Annotated in this window: 16 protein-coding genes; 12 read left to right on the plus strand and 4 right to left on the minus strand. The window is 40.5% G+C overall.

From position 1 onward, the window contains the following. Positions 1-414: 414 nt before the first annotated feature. A complete protein-coding gene (locus HXN26_RS00795; RefSeq protein ID WP_273158191.1) occupies positions 415-1,626 on the minus strand; it encodes a hypothetical protein in 1,212 nt (403 codons plus the stop codon). A gap of 739 nt (positions 1,627-2,365) precedes the next feature. On the opposite strand from HXN26_RS00795, the gene glmS reads away from it, so the two are divergent. The 9 genes from glmS to HXN26_RS00840 all read left to right on the plus strand — a co-directional run bounded on the left by glmS (position 2,366) and on the right by HXN26_RS00840 (position 11,329). Next, on the plus strand, positions 2,366-2,782 hold the full coding sequence (gene glmS, locus HXN26_RS00800) for a methylaspartate mutase subunit S (protein WP_004364137.1): 417 nt from the start codon (positions 2,366-2,368) through the stop codon (positions 2,780-2,782). 3 nt (positions 2,783-2,785) lie between these two features. Next, the gene (gene glmL, locus HXN26_RS00805; protein WP_273158192.1) at positions 2,786-4,171 is read left to right on the plus strand and encodes a methylaspartate mutase accessory protein GlmL; all 1,386 of its coding nucleotides are present in this window, start codon (positions 2,786-2,788) and stop codon (positions 4,169-4,171) included. A gap of 28 nt (positions 4,172-4,199) precedes the next feature. Then, positions 4,200-5,660, plus strand: a complete 1,461-nt coding sequence (locus HXN26_RS00810; RefSeq protein ID WP_273158193.1) for a methylaspartate mutase subunit E — start codon at positions 4,200-4,202, stop codon at positions 5,658-5,660. Positions 5,661-5,785: 125 nt separating this feature from the next. Next, a complete protein-coding gene (locus HXN26_RS00815; RefSeq protein ID WP_025000155.1) occupies positions 5,786-7,024 on the plus strand; it encodes a methylaspartate ammonia-lyase in 1,239 nt (412 codons plus the stop codon). A 68-nt stretch (positions 7,025-7,092) separates the two neighbouring features. Next, complete coding sequence (locus HXN26_RS00820) at positions 7,093-8,469, plus strand: acyclic terpene utilization AtuA family protein (protein WP_273158194.1); 1,377 nt, start codon at positions 7,093-7,095, stop codon at positions 8,467-8,469. Positions 8,470-8,493: 24 nt separating this feature from the next. Continuing rightward, positions 8,494-8,814, plus strand: a complete 321-nt coding sequence (locus HXN26_RS00825; protein ID WP_025000157.1) for a DUF4387 domain-containing protein — start codon at positions 8,494-8,496, stop codon at positions 8,812-8,814. Positions 8,815-8,958: 144 nt separating this feature from the next. Then, complete coding sequence (locus HXN26_RS00830) at positions 8,959-9,903, plus strand: P-loop NTPase family protein (RefSeq protein WP_273158195.1); 945 nt, start codon at positions 8,959-8,961, stop codon at positions 9,901-9,903. Between the two features lie 4 nt (positions 9,904-9,907). After that, positions 9,908-10,750, plus strand: a complete 843-nt coding sequence (locus HXN26_RS00835; protein WP_273158196.1) for a fumarate hydratase — start codon at positions 9,908-9,910, stop codon at positions 10,748-10,750. A gap of 24 nt (positions 10,751-10,774) precedes the next feature. After that, on the plus strand, positions 10,775-11,329 hold the full coding sequence (locus tag HXN26_RS00840; protein ID WP_025000159.1) for a Fe-S-containing hydro-lyase: 555 nt from the start codon (positions 10,775-10,777) through the stop codon (positions 11,327-11,329). Between the two features lie 471 nt (positions 11,330-11,800). Here HXN26_RS00840 and HXN26_RS00845 read toward each other — a convergent pair whose 3' ends face one another. Beyond that, positions 11,801-12,289: an outer membrane protein gene (locus HXN26_RS00845; protein ID WP_273158197.1), complete on the minus strand. Its 489-nt coding sequence runs from the start codon at positions 12,287-12,289 to the stop codon at positions 11,801-11,803. 1,617 nt (positions 12,290-13,906) lie between these two features. On the opposite strand from HXN26_RS00845, the gene map reads away from it, so the two are divergent. The 3 genes from map to HXN26_RS00860 all read left to right on the plus strand — a co-directional run bounded on the left by map (position 13,907) and on the right by HXN26_RS00860 (position 16,458). After that, entirely contained in the window at positions 13,907-14,770 is an 864-nt protein-coding gene (map, locus tag HXN26_RS00850; RefSeq protein WP_273158198.1) for a type I methionyl aminopeptidase, read from the plus strand. A gap of 92 nt (positions 14,771-14,862) precedes the next feature. Then, entirely contained in the window at positions 14,863-15,897 is a 1,035-nt protein-coding gene (gene tsaD, locus HXN26_RS00855) for a tRNA (adenosine(37)-N6)-threonylcarbamoyltransferase complex transferase subunit TsaD (RefSeq protein WP_273158199.1), read from the plus strand. Between the two features lie 12 nt (positions 15,898-15,909). Beyond that, complete coding sequence (locus HXN26_RS00860; RefSeq protein ID WP_273158200.1) at positions 15,910-16,458, plus strand: CinA family protein; 549 nt, start codon at positions 15,910-15,912, stop codon at positions 16,456-16,458. Between the two features lie 1,460 nt (positions 16,459-17,918). On the opposite strand, the gene rd is transcribed toward HXN26_RS00860, so the two are convergent. After that, the gene (rd, locus tag HXN26_RS00865; protein WP_084472151.1) at positions 17,919-18,083 is read right to left on the minus strand and encodes a rubredoxin; all 165 of its coding nucleotides are present in this window, start codon (positions 18,081-18,083) and stop codon (positions 17,919-17,921) included. Between the two features lie 108 nt (positions 18,084-18,191). Continuing rightward, entirely contained in the window at positions 18,192-20,579 is a 2,388-nt protein-coding gene (locus HXN26_RS00870; RefSeq protein WP_273158201.1) for a TonB-dependent receptor, read from the minus strand. Between the last annotated feature and the right edge of the window lie 83 nt (positions 20,580-20,662).

The following is a 20,662-nucleotide window of genomic DNA, read 5'->3' on the forward strand; positions in this document are numbered from 1 at the left end:
CGAGTACAAAGAAAGGAACTTTCAATTTGTCGAGTGCAGCTATATTTTATGCAAAGTTAGCAAAACTTTTTGATACAAAAGACTATGGGCGACAAAAACTACAAAAACTTTCGCACTTTAAAACAACAAAAGTAGTTCAAAAGCAAATATAGTAAAGAAAGATAAACCATTAGCAGTTTAGTACTATTTTCGTATAAAAACGTAGGATATATTCACAAAAAGAGAGAATTAAAAAGATATTAACATTATTTATATCTATATATTTGGAGGAGTAAAAATATCTGGATAAATTTGCAACGTGTTTTTCATGGTATTAGATTATTAAGGTTTTGAGGATTGGTTGTCGTGAGACAGTCAATCTTTTTTTATGCCTTTTCCGTTCTTGTTCATACCTTGTTACAACACATTTTATTCTTATTCGTTGTCTTTCCTCTTCTTACTTTCTTCAGCAAAAGCCTTCATTACTGCTGGCTTAACTACTCCGAAGAAGTTATGATTGCTTGCTTCTGAATACACTTCGGGGTGTTGAAGTATCATAGAAGAGGTAGAAGAAGAACGGTCCCAATATGCTTTTTCATTCATAGAAGGTATATATTTTGCGTATTTAGTACGCATTTTGTGTTCCGATGCGGCAAAATAGCAGAATATTTTTGCCTTATCTGCAAAACTAAACCCTACTGTGTTCATATTATTTTCTCCATTTAGAAGGTCGAAAACAAGATTTCCGAAGTACTCTGAGAATGCCCTATTGTTCTTACCCGTAGTATTTTTTTCTATCAATTTAATCAAAGGTAGTTGCACAATGAGCTCACCTTTTATAGTCTTTTCGAATATATGGTGGAAGAAAGCTATGGGATTTACATCTTGAGTAGTAAAGTACCATTGGTTCAGCAAGTCACTTCCATAGTATTGATAAACCGAAAACAAATCGCTTAATATCCTCTCTCCGTCGTAAGGATCGCCCATTCCATCGTAGTCTTCCTCGTTTCCTTCAAACGTTGCCTGCGATAAGAACTTGAAAGCAGCAGCATCTTCATATACAATAAAGTTATTTAAAGCAAGTATCTGTTGTAATATTTTCGGCTTTAAAACAATCTTTTCGTGCCTCACTTTCAGCATATCGTTGAGCATCCAATTGTATGTGATGATGCCTTTGCCGTTCAAAGCAAAATAAATTGATGCATAGTCAAAGTATTCTTCATCATCAAGAGGCTGATAAAGCTTTTTGCTTTGCATATTTAGACGCATGCCAAAGACTGCTTGAATCCTTTGTTTAAATAGTTCATCAGAGGGCTTTTTATAGCCATGCGTGTTCATATAGTATTCCACCAAAGGTATTGTCAGCAAGAAATCTTCACGTGTTGGCTCGTAGCGAGGCTCTGATTGGTCATCACGGAAATCACCACCATACCACGAAACCTCCTGTAATTTTAGATGTTTCATTAGCTTTTTCCAATCGATACCCATGGCCTTTAATTGTTCTTTTGTGAGTACTCGATTGTATTTCTGGCGCGAAACTTCTTTCTTTTGCTTAACAACAGCTCCTTTTTTCTCAGATTTAGTGCTGCATTGCAGCAACATTGTTGCCATTGAAAGTATAAAAATTGCCGTCAAAACTTTCTTCATACCGATTTGATTTATTGCTAACAAAGTCTATTTATTGCGATTGTTAGTAGCGAGTTTCTACATTATTATATAATAGAACAGGCTTGTTTACTTCCCTATAGTAGAGCATTTAGTAATCGCCATACTTGTCGGCAAAGGTACAGCATTCTATTTTTACCACCAAATTATTTTGTCAAATAATACTTTAACAGCATAATTTCACTACCTTACTCTGTGTTAAGCTTTTTTGTTATTATGCAAAAATAATAGCATAAAGATACAGGCAATGTGTTAAATCTATACTATCATGTAACCATCTAATTATCAGCGCATTGTAATACCCATTGTTTTGCAGTGCAAAACAGGCTCTTTTGCTCGGTAAAACAGGCACTTTTGCTGTGTAATATAGGCACTTTTACAATGTCGAACAATATGCATCACTTCGCAATAGTACTTTATGCATATAACAAAAGTATTAATATGCAAAAATAGTTATTATGCCAATGTATCCAAATCTACCAGTCGTTTTGGTGTAAAAACGACCAATTAATACCGCAATTAACAACAAAAAGCAAAGTGTTTATCCACCATTAAGAACAAAAGAACACCATTATGAGGGAATTACAGTGCTATTTTTTGCTAAGTAGTGTTAATTTTTGAAATTTGTTGAGTAAATCTTTGTCGTTTAAAAATTAAGGTTGTAAGTTTGCACAAAATATACGAAAATATATAAAACCTAACTCAAATACATTAGATAGCTATGGAAAAAAAGACAGTAGTTACTGGAGTTATTGGTGCTGATGCGCATGCAGTAGGCAACAAGATTATCGCATTTGCTCTTGAGCAACATAACTACAACGTGGTAAACCTGGGTGTAATGGTAGCACAAGAAGAATATATCGCAGCTGCCATCGAAACGAATGCTGACGCTATTTTGGTATCGTCAATGTATGGCCACGGCGAAATCGACTGCCAAGGATTGCGCGAAAAGTGCGACGAAGCAGGACTTAAAGGTATTCCTATCTTCGTAGGTGGAAACCTCGTAGTAGGTAAACAAAACTTTGAAGACGTAGAAAAGCGATTCCTCGCTATGGGCTTCACAAAGGTGTACCCTCCTGGAACTGACATCGAAATCTCTATCAAAGACCTCGATAAAGTTTTAGGAAAGGAAGACTAATATATGAAATACCTTACAGTAGATTTTGGTAGCACATACACGAAGCTGACAGCGATTGACACAGACAAGGGCGACGTTATAGGAACAGCAGCCGCATTCACCACCATCGAGACCGATGTGATGGAGGGATTCAACAACGGCATGCAACAACTCGAAGCCCAAATAGGACACTTCGCATACGACAGACTTCTCTGCTGCAGTAGCGCTGCTGGAGGATTGAAGATGGTTGCACTCGGATTAGTGCCTGAATTGACTGCTAAAGCAGCAAAGATGGCAGCGTCAAGTGCAGGAGCCAAGGTTGTAAAAACCTATTCGTTTGAAATCTCACAAGCCGAACAACAGGAAATTTACGACATAAACCCCGACTTGGTATTGCTATGTGGCGGTACCGACGGGGGCAATAAAGATGTCATTATCGCCAATGCGAAACGCTTATGCGAAATAGATCGCGACTTCTCTATAATAGCTGCAGGTAATAAAACTGCCTCTTACGAACTAGACCAAATCTTCAAAGCCTCTAATAAAAAGAAGTGTGTCATTACTGAAAACGTAATGCCACAGTTCAATATCATCAATATCAATCCCGCAAAACAGAAGATTAAGGAACTGTTCATTAGCCGAATCATTGAAGCAAAAGGACTTACAAGGGTTCAAGAAATGAGCGGTTACGATATTATACCTACACCGTTGGCAGTGCTAACAGGGTGCGAACTATTCAGCAAAGGATACGGACGCGACGAAGGAATGGGAGATATGATGGCTGTAGACCTCGGTGGAGCAACCACAGACATATATTCTATGGCGAAAGGAGAACCTACCATCGCCGAAGTTATCACCAAAGGTTTGCCAGAACCATATAGCAAACGCACTGTGGAAGGCGACCTTGGAATGCGCTATAGCCTAACGGCAATGGCCGATGAGATAAACATGGAGGTGTTCGCTGATGAACTTGGAATTGACCAAACTAAAATAGAAGACTGGATTAAACGATGCGCTGCGGCTCCTGCAACGCTTCCACAAACCGACGAAGAAGCTAGGATAGAACAAGGATTAGCACGTAATGCCGTGAAAGTTGCAGTAGAACGCCACTGCGGATACTTTGAACCAGCGTTCACTCCAATGGGTCAAGTATTCACATTAACAGGTAAAGACCTTTCAGAAGTGCCATATATAGTAGGTATAGGTGGTTCTATCAAAAACAACGCTGACCCTAAAAAGATTCTAAGCGGAGCCGAAAAGAAAGCGTCGCGCGACCCTATGTTTGCTAAACCAAAAGCCCCTAAGTATATGTTAGATAAGAAGTATATCTTCGCTTCAATGGGTTTGCTGAGTACATTCGAGCCACATTTGGCTTTGGCAATCATGAAAAAAGAAATTACGGAAATATAAATAACACCATAATACAAAAATATTTTTTATGGAATTGAAGAATAAAAAACTTACCGACGACGAGTTTTACAAAGAAAGAGCCGACGTCCTCACGCATTGGGAGACTGGTAAAGACGTAGACTTCCAAGAAGCAGTAGATTACCAAAAGAGCATTGCGCCAGAGAAACGCTTCTCGTACAAGTTGCAGAAAGCAGTTGAAAATGGCGACACTCTCATTCAGCCTCGTGCAGGTGTAGCACTCTATGAAGAACATATTAAGCTGTTGCGCTTCCTCGAAGACGAAGGTGGTGCAGACTTGTTGCCATCTACTGTGGATAGCTACACACGTCTAAATAGATACAAAGAATGCGAAGTTGGTATTCAGAAAAGTTTTGAAACCAACCGCTCTATGCTTAACGGATTCCCTATTGTAAACTATGGTGTAGACATTTGCCGTAAGGTTACATCGGCAGTTAAGAACCCTGTGCAGGTTCGTCACGGAACCCCTGACGCACGTTTGCTTACCGAACTCTCTATCGCTGGTGGCTTCACATCTTACGAAGGCGGCGGTATTTCTTATAACATTCCTTATTCTAAGGCACACCCAGTAGACCAGGTTATTCACCACTGGCAGTATGCTGACCGTTTGGTGGGTCTTTATGAAGAAGCTGGAGTATCTATCAACCGTGAACCTTTCGGCCCTCTTACAGGTACACTTATTCCTCCTTGTATCTCAAACACAGTTGCTGTGATTGAAGCTGTGCTTGCTGCTACACAGGGAGTACGCGACCTTACTGTTGGATATGGACAGTGTGGTAACCTCATTCAAGACGTTGCTGCTATCCGTTCGCTCGACATCATGACACGCAAATATCTTGATAAGTTCGGCTATAAGGACGCTCGTGTAACTACAGTGTTCCACCAATGGATGGGTGGTTTCCCACAAGATGAAGCACAAGCGTTCGGTGTTATCTCATGGGGTTCGGCTGCAGGCGCTTTGGCAAAGGCAACAAAGGTAATCGTAAAGACTCCTCACGAGGCTATGGGTATCCCAACTAAGGAAGCTAACGCCGCAGGTTTGCGCGCAACTAAGCAGGTTATCAACATGTTGAAGGACCAAAACTTCCGTGAAATTCCTGCTGTTGTAGAAGAAAGCGAAATCATTATGAGAGAAATGGAGTGTATGCTCGATAAGGTAGAAGAACTCGGTAAGGGCGACTGGGCAGTAGGTACTTGCGCTGCTATCGAAGCTGGTGTTATCGACATTCCATTTGCACCAAGTAAGTACAATGCTGGTAAGGTATTGCCTGCACGCGACAATCAAGGTGCTATCCGCTTGTTGAATATGGGTAATATGCCTCTCAGCGACGACTTGGTTATCTTCCACCGTCAGAAACTTGAGGAACGTGCAAAGGCTGAAAACCGCCCTGTTAGTTTCCAAATGGTTATCGATGACGTTTACGCGATCGGTAAAGGACATCTCGTTGGACGTCCAAACCCACAGAGCTAATAGTTTCGCACTATTTCAAAAGCGAATTTTTAAGAGAAATAATTCAGTAAAAACATAAACTAAAATATGGGTCCCACGAACATTAAAAAATAGTAGTGGGACCATAACTTAAACAAATTCTTATTATGAAAATTAAGAAAGTGGTATGTGCCCCTGGTAAAACGGGCTTTTTCTTCGATGACCAAAAGGCCATCAAAGCTGGTGCTAAGAACGATGGTGCTTTCTATGTTGGCACTCCATTAACACCTGGTTTCAAACAAGTAAGACAAGCAGGTGAGTCTATCAGCGTTATGTTCATTCTTGAAAATGGCGCTATTGCACACGGAGATTGTGCTGCTGTACAATATTCTGGTGCTGGTGGTCGCGACCCATTGTTCCTTGCTGAAGACTTTATTCCTGTTATTGAAAAGGAGATTGCTCCTTTATATGAAGGCAAAGATATTACTTCTTTCCGTGAAATGGCTGACATTGTTGATAAAACAGTTAGCCCTTCTACTGGTAAAATATATCATACAGCTATCCGTTATGGTGTAACTCAAGCTTGTCTTGACGCTGTTGCAAAGAGCCAATGCAAGTTAATGGCACAGGTAATCGCTGAAGAATACGGAACAGAAGTATCAAAAGAAATTATTCCTATCTTCTCTCAGTCAGGCGACGACCGCTATTTGAACGCTGATAAAATGATTATGAAGCGTGCTGATGTATTGCCTCACGCTCTCTTCAACCACGTAGAAACAAAGGTTGGATTGAAAGGTGAAAAGATCAAAGAGTATGTAGAATGGCTCCGCAATCGTATTCTTGAACTTCGTCCATGCGAATGTTACAACCCAACATTCCACATTGACGTTTATGGTACACTTGGTATCGTGTTCAACAACGACTTTGAGGCAATCGCAAAGTATATCGGCGAAGTTGCAGAAATAGCTAAACCATTCCACTTGCGTGTGGAAGGTCCAGTGGATATGGGCGAACGTGAAGCTCAAATAGATGCTTTGGCAGCTATCCGTGCAGCCATGGATCGCGATGGAATTGATGCTGAAATCGTTGCAGACGAGTGGTGCAACACTTTGGAAGACATCAAAGCTTTCACTGAAAAGAAGGCTGGTCACATGGCACAAATTAAGACTCCAGACCTCGGTGGTATCAATAACACAATCGAAGCTGTACTCTATTGCAAAGAAAATGGTATGGGTGCTTACCTCGGTGGTACTTGTAATGAAACAAACCGCTCTGCAGAAGTATGTGCAAACATTGCTATGGCGACTAAGCCAGTACAGTATCTTGCAAAACCAGGTATGGGTGTTGATGAAGGCTATATGATTGTCTTCAACGAAATGAGCCGTATCTTAGCTTTGACTAAGTAATTAAATCTTGGTTCAGACCAAGTAATCTTATCTTGGTTTCGGCTAAGTAATTAAAAAGAAAAAAGAAGATGGAAGAAATCAGAATACTTTCCACTACAGCGATTTTGGGCTATGGTTTCCCAATGGAATCGTTTGTAGAGGGTATGAAACGCAAGCCACATGTAATCGCTGTAGACGCTGGTTCATCAGATCCAGGCCCATATTATCTTGGCGCAGGCAAGTCTTTCACAGACCGCAACTCGGTAAAACGCGACTTGGAAATCATGATTCCAGCTGGTATCGAGGCTAAAGTACCTGTTATTGTTGGTACTGCTGGTGGTAGCGGAGCACGTCCTCACGTTGAATTCGTACTTGATATAGTACGTGAAATAGCAAAAGAAAAAGGTCTTTCATTCAAGATGGCTGTCATTCAGTCTGAGTTTGAAAAAGAATTTATTAAGGAAAACCTCCGCAATGGTAAGGTTACTCCACTTGCTCCAGCGAAGCCTATTGAAGAAAAAGATGTAGACGAAGCAGTTCACATCGTTGCTCAGATGGGTGAAGAGCCATATATCAAGGCACTGGAAGAAGGTGCAGATGTTATCATTGCAGGCCGTTCTTACGACCCTTCAGTATTTGCAGCCCTCCCTATCAAGGAAGGATTCCCTAAAGGTTTGGCCATTCACTTGGGTAAAATCCTTGAGTGTGCGGCTATCTGCGCACTACCAGGAAGCGGTAGCGATTGTATGTTTGGCTACCTCCGCCACGATAATTTCGTGCTTGAACCATTGTCTTCAGCTCGCAAGTGTACCACACTTTCTATAGCAGGACACACTCTCTACGAGAAGACAAACCCTTATATCTTGCCTGGTCCAGGTGGTGCAATCAACCTACACGAATGCAAATTCGAACAAGTTGATGAGAATAAGGTGTGCGTTTCTGGCTCTAAATTCGTACCAACCGACAAGTATTACGTTAAGCTTGAAGGTGTTCGTCGCGTAGGTTATCGTACTATGTCGCCAGCAGCAGTAAAGGATCCTATTATGATTTCTAAGATAGATGAAATCACAAAGGCCGTTCGTGCTCGCGTAGAAGATAACTTTAAGAAGTACGGAATAACCGATTTCTTCCTTGATTTCAAGATTTACGGCAAGAAAGGCGTAATGGCTATGTTCGAAGGAGCTGAGGAATCACACTCTGATGAGTTGCTTATCATCATCGAAGCAGTTGCTGATAACCAAGAAACAGCGAATACTATCTGTAGCTTTGCACGAAGCACAATGCTTCACTTCGGTTACGATGGTCGCTATTCTACATCAGGTAACCTCGCCTTCCCATTCTCTCCATCAGACTGTAAGATGGGCGAAGTTTACGAGTTCAATATCTATCACCTCTTGGAAGTAGACGATCCTACAAGTCTTTTCCCTATTACTTATGTCAATTTCGACAGGGGAGAATGCAAGTAACTAACAGTAAAAGGAGATAAAAACATGGCACAATATAAATTAGTAGACGTGGCTTCTGTTATTCGCAGCAAGAATTCAGGACCTTTCGAGCTTACATTCGACGTCATATTCAAAGACTTTGATATGTATTATAAGGTGAAGGACGCTAACATTTTCAACGAAAAGATGTTCTGCGAACTCTACCATATCAAGGCTGAAGATATTATCAACATCATTCATTTCGACCCTGCGAAGGCCATTAAGATAACCATCGTACGTCCGATACCATCAGGTTCATTAGGCGAAACCGATGTTTATGGTGCACAGCAGCACACACCTTTAATGAAGTTGAACTTCGAATTGTAATACAAACATAGAGCGAGTTGGCACCGAAACCTATATAATGGTAACGTGCCAACTTGTTTTTTATTGACAGTTTCTATACTGTAAATTCTATAAAACATAGGCAGCAGACGCTGCTTCTCACTCAACACTTTACACGAACAAGCAATGATAAATCCGCTACAGCAATACCTTATATCGACGCAGTACTACGCCCCACGCGGCAAAGAGCGTCTAATATTTCTTGGCGACCACATTTCGCAGCGCCACCTTCTATACACCGACCGTCTTATCGGCATTGTCGGAGATGCAGGTTCAGGCAAGTCTTCGCTTATCAAAGGTATGTTTCCCGGACTAGAACTCACTAATGATGATGACGTTATTAATCCTCGCAAGATTCTTTCTATGCGTGAAGCCATTGCATTGGGCGAAATAAAAGAGGCATCATCGTTCCATTTGGATATTCGTTTCCTCATGGGCTTCATGCAGATGTGGGAAATTGCAGAGTTCGTTAAGACATTGTTGGAACGCAAGAAGCGTGTCATCGTCGAGCATTTCAACTTATTGCGTGAAGCTTTAGGCCGTAATGCCGACTTGATAGTGGGCATTGGCGAAGAGATTATCGTGGTTCGTCCAACGATGTTCGGTCCTCTACCAGAAAGTATTTACACCATAGTGCACGAGTCATTGAAGTATCGTAAGAGGGCACACACGGCCGAAGAAATCACTCGTTATATACTTGAGGAAAACTACGGCATCTCTCCAGATAGCTATTACTTCTCTGATATACGCAACGGATTCGTATTAAAGTTCTACAATCATGAAGAATTTGACATTCAAGAAGTAGAAGATTACGTAAAGGAAGTAATAGATCAGCAACTGCCAGTAGCCTATTACGATGAAGAACACATCACAATTGGCGACCATATAATAGAATGTGGTGGTCCGCGTTTGCAGGTTGCCAATACGAAAGAGTTAGAAGATTTCTCTTTCGTAAAGGAACTTATGTACGATGCACATAGTAAAGCCTACTGCCTAATCGGTATTGTAGACAAGAATTGCGAAAACATTGAGAACAGAAATACACAGTATTTCCTTACAAGAAAAGTTTAGATAAATGAGAGAAATTGAAGCATCTAAGATTACAGAGTTAGTAGAAAAACTTTGTATTGAAGCATGTTACGTGCTTGCAGACGATATATACAACAAGCTCGCAGTATGCCAAAAACAAGAGAAATCACCATTGGCAAGCGAAATTATTGGCACGATAGTAAAGAATGCCGACATAGCTAAAACCGAGCGAGTACCTATGTGTCAAGACACAGGAATGACTGTTGTGTTCGTCAAAATGGGCCAAGAGTGCCACGTAACAGGTGGTTTCATAGAAGAAGCCATTAACCAAGGCGTGCGTCAAGGCTATGCAAATGGATATTTGCGTAAGTCTGTTGTGAAGGATCCGATAGACCGTGTGAATACAACAGACAACACTCCTGCCATCATTCATTATGAAATCGTTCCAGGAAACGAGTTCCATATCACTGTAGCACCTAAGGGTTTCGGCAGCGAAAACAAGAGTGGACTCAAGATGCTTACGCCAAGTGCAGGCGTAAAAGGTATCAAAGAGTTTGTCATAGATACCATTTTCCATGCTGGCGGTAACCCTTGCCCACCCATCATTGTAGGTATTGGCATTGGCGGAACTATGGAACGTGCAGCATTCCTAAGTAAGAAAGCCCTTCTCCGCCCTGTTGGTAGTGTGAGCGACAAGCCACATGTAGCCGAATTGGAGAAAGAATTGTTAGAAGAAATCAATAAACTCGGCATCGGACCATGTGGTTTTGGTGGTTCAACAACGGCCCTACAGGTTAGCATTCTTACTAATGCTACCCACATTGCAGGTTTGCCAGTATCGGTAAACATAGGTTGCCACGCCACAAGACATGCCGAAGGTTCACTCTAAACAGCAATTATAAGAAAACATATTATGGAAGAAAAACGAATAATATCAGCCCCTTTCACTGATGAAACCATCAAATCGCTCCACGCTGGCGACATGGTTTACATCTCAGGCACCATATATACTGCACGCGATGCAGCTCATAAGCGTCTTTGCGAAATGCTTGATGCAGGCGAAGCCATGCCTTTCGATTTTGAAGGACAGGCTGTTTACTATGCTGGACCATGCCCTGCGAAACCAGGACAGCCTATTGGTTCAGTTGGTCCGACAACGGGTGGGCGCATGGACGCCTATTCTCCTCGCCTCATTCAAGAAGGTTTACGTGTCATGATAGGTAAAGGTTCACGTTCAGAAGAGGTTATCGATGCACTAAAAAAATATACCGGAGTCTACTTTGCTGCCATTGGTGGCGCAGCCGCACTTATGGCAAAGGCTGTTAAAGAGGCAGAAGTTATTGCCTTCGATGAGCTTGGAACAGAGGCTATACGCCGTCTTCGGGTAGAAGAATTGCCCGTTATTGTTGCCATAGACCACGAAGGTAACGATATGTATAAGCTGGGTGTAGAGAAGTATAAACAGTAGAAACTACTACAATATATATACTACAGAACAACCTTACGTTTGTTTTGGCAGCAGCGTTGTTATGCTTACAATGCGCTAAAATATAGAAAAACTTATAAATACCATATATTTTCTGAACTCCTACTTTGTCTTTTTATAAGACAGGTAGGAGTTTTTTTATAGCAAAAAAACAAGCTAACAAAGCCGAAACTACAGTTTTACAGTGTGTATAAACCCACAAAAACAACCGCCACACCTTGTTAATGCAATATTCTCCTCCCCCTCTTTTGTTCGTCGTTTGCCGTTTATTATAGCTCGTTATACTTTGTTTATACGCAACATAACATACTCTACAACAAAACAAAGTATATATTTGTTCTAACAGTTTTTTAGGTTTAAACTATAAAAGGTGTGGAAAGCAAATGCTTCAGCCACACCTTTCTTATCATAATAGAGGCAAACCTACGGTTTAACAACCTCTATAAAAAAACTTTATAATCTATATGTCAGTCCCACACTTGGCACCAATTGGTTGTAATTATCTATAATTTGATATTTCAATTCTGCATTCACATTAATCCTACCGATAAGCTGATACTGTACACCACACCCAAGATTAGTCGCAAATTTGTCTTCTGATGCCGACTTCTTCTTGCCGTCTAACAGTATAAATTGCACATTCCACTTTGTATAACCTACCCCCACAACAGGATAAACCTGTAGTTTTGGAGCAACATCAAACAGGTAATGGAGGTTTGCATTTATATCCCACATAGATACATCGTCCTTCTTTAAAAAGTAATCTATAGATGCTTCGCCACGCAAACGGTCGGTTAAATAGTACTGACCTTTTACTCCTAAGCCTATATTTTTTACTTTTGTACCATACGAAAGGTTTACACCTATTGCCTTATCTCCCTTTTGTGCTGAAGCAGAAATACTTACAATGGCAGCACATACTAATACTAATAGTTTTTTCATTTTACGTTTTGTTTATTTTATTTTTGTGTGATTGAGCTTTTTAATTGATTGTATTACAGAAAGTAAGTGGTTATTTTAACCGTGTTCGTACGCTTATTAGTATGCCATAAAATCCTCTTTTTGTTGCCATAAACGGCATTTAGGCAAACATAAAAATTTATTTTAGCATTACCCCTTCCACAAAACAACAGCATTGCAATGTGGCGCATAAGCAGCCAGAACTACACCTCCATTTCTATATATTGTTTGTTATACTCTCTCTACATACGAATATTTAGTTTCATTTCGCAAAGATATGCAAATTAATTTAAAGGACAAAAACTTTTCATAACATTTTTCTCACAATGTGTTTATTATTTATTAACACGTGGTTCTTGCCTAATTGGTTATTAAAGTTGGTTTATTTTGTTCCGCCATAAACATAGTTTATAAACCTCATAATAAAGATATTACCATATACAACAAAGGCGAAAGGCGTGCAAAATGCCAACAAGCATACAACAAACTACCGAGTGTGGTGGCATTTACACCATATAATAATGTACGAAACATCTACCAGTTGTAACCGAAGCATACCGCAGCTCATAACCATCTAATAGACAACGCCTTACGAAAGTCCATTTTTCTGTATTACAAAAGTATGGTTTTTGGCGTGCAAAAACCATACTTTTGCATAATAAAAGAGCCTATATTGCAACGCAAAACAGGCACTTTTGAAACACGAAACAATTTACATCACTTTTCTATTAGATTATCTTTACAAAAGTAAAGAACCTCTATCAGAAATCAGGACAATTCCTATAAACTAGAGAAAACGACGATCTTCTCAGACCGTCGTTTCTATTTTATGTTAGGCATTAGTTAGTAAGGCTATAAGATTGTTTCAGGATAACGATTGTAAATGTACGCTATTTTTATTTAATATCAAAATTTTTACACATCATTTCCGCTTGCTTTAACTTATTTTAAGAGCGTGTGCGATAACAAAAATAGCTGTTGTAAACTCGTTAAGAATTCACAACAAATCAACCGCAATGATACAATTATTTGCTATCAGTGCATGAATCAAGAGTAAATGGGTAATCTATAATAGTATAAAAGAAAAAGTAAGCAAGTGGTGTTACTATATTTTCGTTTTGAAAAAAGTGGCTTGAAACAGAGAAGTTATCCTGATTCAATCATTTTCTACCTAATCTATAACTTTTACTGAAGAAAACTTTTATAAACTTAAATATAAACATTTGGTGAGCATCACTGCTCCTGAGAAAATTTTTACGCATCTCCTAAACACGCTATTTTTCCTTAAATGATAATGCTAAACTTATTAGTTTACCACTATTAATCTGTAAGAAAAGATAGAAATAAACATTTGATTATACAAACATTTTAGTTAAAATATTTTCTAAATCTCGCTTAATTGATTTAAATCAAGGTTTATATGGTGAGATTATACATATTCTTTTACAAACAAAGTTTTTACAAATGCCAATATCAAAGTGTGGCAAGAATAAGCGCATATCAGCATTCTTGTAAGCTTTAGGGGGTAAAAATGAGTTAATTCCTTTGCTATCTATATTTATTATAGTACTTTTGCAGAAAAGTTTAACAACGGTAACAATGATATTGAAAAAGAGAAGGTGGCACTGTCTACCGGGACAAGAACCCACCGAAATGGATAAAAAAATAATGGAATTCGAGAAGAGAGGCAAATTGGTTCCTACTCGAAACCTTATAAAAACACCCGAACAAATTGAAGGAATCCGCCGCGCTGGTGTCATTAACACTGGTTGCTTAGACGCTGTGGCTGACGCTATACACGTGGGAATGAATACGCAAGAGATTGACGATATATGCATGGCATACTGCAAAGAGCACAATGCTACACCCGCATGCCTTAACTATGAGGGCTTCCCGAAGAGCGTTTGCACCAGCATTAACGAAGTGGTGTGCCATGGAATACCTAAGAAAGAAGACGTTTTGCAAGAGGGCGACATCGTAAATGTAGACATGACGTGCATCGTTGATGGCTATTATGCTGACGCAAGCCGTATGTTCATCATCGGAAAAACTACACCAGAGAAAGAAAAACTGGTGCGTGTTGCAAAGGAATGTCTTGAGATTGGCATGGAAGCAGCTAAGCCTTACTCGTTCGTTGGAGACATTGGACACGCCATACAGAAGCATGCCGAGAAGAAACATGGCTATGGAGTAGTACGCGATTTGTGCGGTCATGGCGTGGGACTCGACTTCCACGAAGAGCCAGAAGTATCCCATTTCGGACACGCGGGTACTGGTATGCTGCTTGTTCCGGGCATGGTTTTCACCATCGAACCAATGATAAACCAAGGCACATGGAAGGTTTTTATCGACGCAGAAGACCCATATGGTTGGGAAATCATCACTGGTGACGAACTTCCTTCAGCCCAATGGGAACATACTTTCCTAATGACTGAGCACGGATTGGAAATACTTACGTATTAAAAAAACAGTAGCAAAATAAAGTCTTTAAGCCCTATTCGCAACGGGAAAAGACAAATAAGCTGAAGCGTCCTCGACGCAACAACACAACAACAATGAAGAAAAACGAGGATATATATATATTAGGTATAGAGAGTAGCTGCGACGATACCAGCGCAGCGGTGCTACGCAACGGAGTTATTCTAAGCAATGTTACAGCCTCACAAGATGTCCATAAGGCATACGGAGGCGTTGTTCCAGAGCTGGCATCGCGTGCACACCAACAGAATGTAGTGCCTGTTGTAGACCAAGCCATTAAGCGTGCGGGTATCACAAAGGAGCAATTATCGGCCGTTGCCTTTACGCGTGGACCAGGACTCATGGGCAGTTTGCTCGTCGGAGTAAGCTTTGCAAAAGGCTTTGCGCGTTCGTTGGGCATACCACTCATTGACGTTAACCACCTACAAGGGCATGTTCTTGCCCACTTTATCAAAGAAACTGACGACGATAACAACCAGCCCCCATTCCCATTTATATGCCTTTTGGTATCTGGAGGCAACTCTCAGATTGTCAAAGTGAATGCTTATAACGACATGGAAGTACTCGGACAGACCATCGATGACGCTGCTGGAGAAGCCATAGACAAGTGTTCTAAGGTCATGGGATTAGGTTATCCAGGCGGTCCAATAATCGATAAGCTGGCTCGTCAAGGCGATCCGACGGCCTTTAAGTTCGCTGAACCGAACGTATCGGGCTACGATTACTCTTTCTCGGGGCTTAAAACGTCGTTCCTTTATAACCTTCGCGAGTGGATACAGGGCGATCCTGACTTCATAGAACACCACAAAAACGACCTCGCTGCGAGCTTAGAGTTCACCATTGTAGACATTTTAATGAAGAAACTTCGCAAAGCTGTGAAGGACACCGGCATCAAGCATGTTGCCGTAGCAGGCGGAGTATCGGCTAATAATGGTCTTCGCAATGCCTTCCACGACCACGCTGCGCGTTTCGGTTGGACGATATACATACCTAAGTTTAGCTATACCACCGACAATGCAGCTATGATTGCCAGCGTTGGAACGTTTAAGTATCGCGACGGAAAATTTACAACTATCGACATACCCGCCTTTAGTAAAGTTACATTTGAATAGATATTAACGACTATGGAATTTGAAAGTAAAATATTATCACGCCAAATTGGCGACCTACTTTACGCATCGGAATACTCTCTCGGCACTGCTGAAAGCTGCACGGGAGGACGCATTAGCGAAACAATTATAGCCATTCCTGGTGCTTCAAACTATTTTAAAGGTGGCATTATATCATACACCGACGAAGTAAAAATTAACGTTTTGGGTGTTTCTCCCGTGACTTTGGAAGAGCAAACTGCCGTTAGCGAGGAAGTGGCACGCCAGATGGTAAGAGGTGCTATCGACGCTTTGCAGGTTGATTTCGCCATATCTGCAACAGGAACAGCAGGACCAAGCGGTGGCACTCCAGAGGCTCCTGTCGGCACAATATGGATTGGTTACGGCAACAAAGACGACATTAGAACGTTCAAACTAACCGAGGATTTCGGACGAGACATTAATCTTGCCATTGCAACAAATAAGGCAATACGCTTGATGCTCGACTTTTTGAAAGAGAAACTCGAAGACAATAATACTGTAGAAGATAATTCTATAGAAGGTGTTCCAAGCATGGGACTCTAAAGAAACTGTATCTATCATGGTATAACTACCATAGTGTGCAGTCGCACAAATTTGATACTTACCTACCAAACAACAACAGATTGCAATTCCGAAATTTCGGTTTCTGCAATCTGTTTTTTCGTTTTATCATCTTCATTCCTTTGTTCTAACAGATATGATAAAGTAAGATGAAGGCAGAATATAATCTGCACTCGTCCCCTACTACCCTATTTTTGCATTCGTAACGCAGTTAAAAGCTATTCTCTCCTCTTTGCCTTTTCTAACATAAAACTGTCGTTTAAAATAGTTTTACCCATCAATGCGCTCAACATAAACAGAAGAATACCACTGCAAAGGAAAAATAATGGCAAAGCAGTTGCTTCTGAAACGAACGGCAAAGAATATTCAACGAAGATCATTATCGCATAGAACAAAGTAAGATAATCATAAGGAAAGAAAATCAAAAAATATTGTATTGAAACTCAAAAGACATCCTATACCAAAATAAGACCATTTTTTCAAGAAAGCGAATGTTTTGTGTGTGCGAACACAATAAAGGGTTGACGCAGGTCAAGAAAGACTGTTTTTCAGCAAAAAATAGGTAGAAATATTTTTTAATATCGTGAAAGCTGCGTACCTTTGCATTGTCAAAAAGACAAAAAAGGTTATTAGATTGTTTAGGTTAATAGTAATAGATTTAGGTTTTTAGTTGTTTTATTTAAGGAGAACAAAAGAGATTGTTCAGGTTGATAGGATTAGTTTAAGGTAACAAAAGAAAGATTGAAGAAAGGATAACAATTCGATGCGAGATTTTCAGGGGAACGCCGAGAGGCGCGAACCTCAAATCAAGCAGAGACCAAAATAAGCGAAAGCTTATTTAAAAATAACGAAAGCGCAAGACGATTATCGCCCTGCGCTTTTGTTGTTTTTATACCTATAGAAAAACATAAGAATGCTTATAAATATACAATATTCCCATCTGTAGCTTTCAACAAAACTTACATTGTGTAACTAACTTTATATCAATGCATTACAATAGGGGTTGTTTTGCATTGCAAAAGTGCCTATATTGCACGGTAAAACAGGCTCTTTTGCGTTGCAAAACAGGCTCTTTTGGAAAATCAAAGAGGCTATAACGTTTTACAATCGTATTTCTTTGCAGAACTAAAGCAATTTTATACAAAAAATAGCAACATGGTTTATGGATAGCTTATGCCCTGCTATTTCTATCCATATAGCAGTTGTTTGAGGAATAGAAGCAACATAGTGAATAAGTAATATTGTGATGAATGAAACAACCACTATACTCCATGAACACACAAAATAAAAACCAATGAATAACAAAGCAACTGACAATAGATTGCAAAAGAAAAGTCAGCAAATAGTGAATCAACTGTCTAAGTATTACAAAATAAAAAAAGGTATAAGGCTAAAAGCCATATACCTTTCTTCATTAACATCTAAATTATTATCTTATGAAATTATTCTTCAACTACAAAGAAGTCCTCTTTTGAAACGCCACAGAGTGGGCATACCCAATCATCTGGGATATCTTCAAAAGCAGTTCCTGGCGCAATGCCACCATCTGGGTCGCCTACTTCTGGATCGTAAACGTAACCACAAGTCTCACATTCATATTTCTTCATAATGTCTTTCTTTTATTTTAATAATTAATTTTTCGCTGCAAAGATACTACAAATATGTACTTATTACAAATAGAACATGTTAAAAAGTCTTATATATGCAGTTTTATTTTAAAACTCTACCGATACTTTCGCATTGATTTGTCGGCCAGTTAAATAGTTAGGCACGGCATATTGTTGTCCCGAGAAATCGGTTATCCAATAATAAGAGTTCACATTATTGATTCCAAAGAGGTTCAAACAGTCTAATCCGAGCCATATATTACGGAAGATAGAGTGTCGCGAGCCATCGTTATTATCGAATAGTCGGTAGCTCATTCCAATATCGGCACGCTTGTATGCAGGCGCTCTAAACGAGTTGCTACTTAACTCTTGGTGTGGCGCCGAGAAAGGCAAGCCGTCTGCGTATGCCAGTTTCAGCGACATTCGCCAGCGTGTTGAGCCAGGGAAGTAGTCGGTAAAGAAGATGTTTAAGGCGAAACGCTGGTCGGTTGGTAGCGGTACGTTCTTTCCATTTAGCTTCATACTGGTGTTCATAAGACTGAGCGTGAGCCACGAATCGGCCCCTGGTACAAACTCTCCGAATAGTTTTAAGTCCAAACCAGTGGCGTGTCCAGTGGTCTGACTATCGCAGTAATAAGTTACTTTCACGTTGTCTACCGAGTAAGGAACAAGGCGTGAGATTGCCTTATAGTATGCTTCGGCTGTGAATTTAAATGGTCTGTTCAGCATATTGAACCGATAACTCATCGACGCCAAGGCGTGAATAGAAAGCTGCGAGCGTGTTTTCTGATTTAAAAGGGCGTATGTTACACCATTAACCATTGTAGTATCGCGCAATTCTTTGTAGAAAGGTGCTTGGTAATAAAGACCTGCTGCCACACGGAACGATAGGTTTCGGTTCCAACCGGGCGTGATATTGAGCGATGCACGAGGCGAAACTATACTTTCACCGTTGAAGTCCCAGTACGCATAACGCACACCATAATTCAATCGGTAAAGCGTGGGGACAGAGTCGTTGCTTTGGAAATTCCACGTATCTTGCACGTATGCTTCAAAGCGTTTTGCATCTAACTTATTGCGCGCACGTAACGAATATATCATGTCGAGGGTTTCGCCAGTGTGCGGAACATTGTATCCTGCCGAGTCGCGATACTCGTATTCGGCAGAATTCTCTTTGATTTGCTCTATCTTATAGGTCAAAGCACCTTCTATTTTGTGCTTTCCTGCACGCTGTTGCAACATCAATTTCAAGCTCTTAACGTTTGCTTTCAAGTAGTCTCGTGAGTGTTGCATGTACGTTCCAACGCCTAAATTCTCTGAAGTTTCGGTCTGTGTGAGCCAATATTGGCCTTGAATGTCGTATCGTTGTTGCTCTTTGGTAGAGAAAGCAGACGCTATTAGCGAGATATCGGTACGCGATGATAAGTGATGAGTAAGGCTTAAAGAGCCGAAGAAAGTACGAAAGAGGTCCTTTTCTTGGCCATCGAAGTAGACTTTAAAGGACTTTACGTTCTTCAAAGTACCGAAATTGGTTTCTCGGTCTTCGGGTTCAAAGTTATAATTGTTCTCCGATATGTTTCCAATAAAGTCTATTTGCCAGCGTTTAGAAGGCTGCCATGATAAATAAGTCTGATAATCTAAGAACGAAGGTCTGTATTCTCCACGTGTTTGAAGCGACCCTAAGAGATACTTATTAGTCTTATAACGTAAACCATTTGTCCAAGTAAGCTTCTTCACTGCAAGTCCAAAATATCCGCTTGCGCCCAGCATTGAAGCACTTATCAAGCCTTCTGTGCGCTTCGGACGCTTGTAAGTAATGTCCAAAGCAGAGCTCATCTTATCGCCATACTTTGCTTCAAAGCCTCCCGTAGAGAATCCAACGCGTTCTACAAGGTCCGCATTGATAACAGAAAGGCCCTCCTGTTGTCCGCTACGAACAAGGAAAGGACGATACACTTCCACATTATTTATATATACAGAGTTCTCGTCGAACGTACCGCCACGCACGTTATACTGCGACGAAAGCTCGGAGTGCGTAGACACACCAGCCTGTGTTTGCAGTATTTCCTCCACTGCATTGCCCGAAACAGAGGGCGTTCGCTTCGTCGCTTCAACCTTTATTTCTTCAGTAGTTCCATGTTGTGGTGCATGCGCTTCGACTACAACCTCTTGCAATTCATTGTCGCTTACAAGCTGAATCTGCAACGTTTGTTTGCCTTGAGGGCGATGTAGCACGCGCACTTTGCTTTTATAGCCAAGCATTGAGAACCGTATCTTAACCGAATCCTCACTCTGTAGCTGCATGCTAAACTCTCCCTTGAGGTTACTCATCACCATTTTTCCTTGCGAAGCCACTATAACTGACGCCAATTCAATGGGGTTTCCTTCTTGGTCGGATACCTTTCCTTGCAGCGTAAACGACTGTCCCATAGCGTCAACACCATAGAAAGTAAACAGGAACAATAATATAATGTTCAATAGTTTTGCCTTATTCATATTATGAATAACGATGGTTTGGAAAGATTATTGCATCATAAAGATAGAGAAAAACAAAAACAGATAGAACCTACAAAATGCAG

This window comes from Prevotella aurantiaca (assembly GCF_015262605.1).
Classification (GTDB): Bacteria; Bacteroidota; Bacteroidia; order Bacteroidales; family Bacteroidaceae; genus Prevotella; species Prevotella aurantiaca.